This window comes from Parafrankia sp. EUN1f (assembly GCF_000177675.1).
Lineage (GTDB): Bacteria > Actinomycetota > Actinomycetes > Frankiales > Frankiaceae > Parafrankia.
Genome location: NZ_ADGX01000372.1, coordinates 1 through 1042 on the forward strand (window position 1 = coordinate 1; position 1042 = coordinate 1042).

Here is a 1042-nt window from a genome sequence, read left to right on the forward strand (position 1 = left end):
GTGACGGTGGCCGCGGCGCGGCTGGCCGCCCTGGCCTGCCCGGTGGAACGTCGCTGTCCCACGCGGCCGAGATGATCGCGTCGAACTCGGCGTGCAGCAGGTCGGGGTCGGAGCAGATCAGATCAGCCAGCTGCACACAGGCCGGCCGGACCGGCGCCGCCCCGTGCGGGGTCGTCATCGGTCCCGCCCCGCGTCAGGCGTGGATGGCCCGGCGGTCGTCGCTGGACAGGTCGATCGCGATCTTCCGCGGCTTGGCCTTCTCGGCGACGGGAATCCGCAGGGTCAGCACGCCGGCGTGGTAGCTGGCGGTGATCTTCTCCGTGTCCAGGTTGTCGCCCAGGATCAACTGGCGGCTGAACACCCCGCGGGGCCGCTCGGCGACCAGGACCTCGCGGTCCCCGTTCAACGCCGGCCGTTCCGCCCGGACGGTGAGCACGTTGCGTTCGACGTCCAGATCCACGGTGGCCGGGTCCACTCCGGGCAGATCGAACTCCGCCACGAACTCCTCGCCCTCGCGCCACGCGTCGATCGGCATCCCGGTCGGCCGGGCCGCCGTGCCCAAGGCGCCGAACACCTGCTGGCTGAGCCGATCCAGCTCCCGGAACGGGTCGGTGCGCACCAACATCGGAACTCCACCTCCACGATCACGATCCTGTAGACCAGAGCGTTAGGTCATCCACTTATCTGTGGTGGCTGGCCTAGATTTTTATATAGCACCGGTGGCAGACTGAGGCAAGTCCCCGTCCGGCCGTCCGGGCGGAGTCCTGGAGGCGCCCCGTGAGCTCGTCCGATGTCGACCCGACCCAGGGGGTGTACGGCATCTCGGTGGCCGCCGATCTGGTCGGCATGGACCCGCAGAGCCTGCGCCTGTACGAGCGGCGCGGTCTGCTGGAGCCGGCCCGCACCGGCGGCGGGACCCGCCGCTACAGCAGCGACGACCTGGCCCGGCTGCAACGGATCGGGTATCTGCTCGCGGCCGGGTTGAACCTCGCCGGGATCGCCAAGGTGCTCGAACTGGAGACCGAGAACGCCCGGCTGCGCG

2 protein-coding genes are annotated in these 1042 nt (G+C 70.3%); one reads left to right on the forward strand and one right to left on the reverse strand.

Translation table 11 applies throughout. The features are described 5' to 3' along the window. Window positions 1–193: 193 nt before the first annotated feature. Window positions 194–625: an Hsp20/alpha crystallin family protein gene (locus tag FREUN1FDRAFT_RS39165; protein ID WP_006545033.1), complete on the reverse strand. Its 432-nt coding sequence runs from the start codon at window positions 623–625 to the stop codon at window positions 194–196. Window positions 626–777: 152 nt separating this feature from the next. Between FREUN1FDRAFT_RS39165 and FREUN1FDRAFT_RS39170 the strand changes: the two genes are divergently transcribed. Next, window positions 778–1042: MerR family transcriptional regulator (locus FREUN1FDRAFT_RS39170; RefSeq protein ID WP_006546006.1), on the forward strand; the 265-nt coding region annotated here is incomplete at its 3' end.

Excerpts from the sequence above, each read along its gene's own strand:
- FREUN1FDRAFT_RS39165 (WP_006545033.1), bottom strand. The coding sequence starts at position 625 with ATGTTGGTGCGCACCGACCCGTTCCGGGAGCTGGATCGGCTCAGCCAG.